The sequence below is a fragment of the Mesorhizobium sp. M4B.F.Ca.ET.203.01.1.1 genome, from assembly GCF_004791025.1.
Lineage (GTDB): Bacteria > Pseudomonadota > Alphaproteobacteria > Rhizobiales > Rhizobiaceae > Mesorhizobium > Mesorhizobium abyssinicae.
Window position 1 is genome coordinate 1 of record NZ_SRUO01000273.1, and the last position, 287, is coordinate 287.

1 protein-coding gene is annotated in these 287 nt (G+C 64.8%); it reads right to left on the bottom strand.

Features of this window, described 5'->3' with window-relative positions; translation table 11 throughout:
- The coding region (locus tag EN846_RS34655) for a GMC oxidoreductase (RefSeq protein ID WP_135928169.1) at positions 1 to 287 on the bottom strand (287 nt) is incomplete at both ends.

The window sequence follows — 287 nt, forward strand, 5'->3', positions numbered from 1 at the left end:
CTGCGATCGACAGCGCCGGGTTGACCGCGGCGGACGTGGGCAGGAAGCCGCCATCGACAACAAACAGGTTCCGGTGGTCGTAGGCGCGGCAGAAGGGATCGAGCGGCGAGGTGGCGGGATCGTTGCCCATCTTCACGGTGCCGCATTGATGCGAGGGCGTGCGCTTGTCGAAAGGGCGCGAGAGCACAATCGGATAGCCGCAGGCGCGCAGGTTCTCGCGCATCACCTTGGTGAGGCTTTCGAGCGACTGCATGTTGGAGCGGCGCCACTGCATGACGATCTCCTTG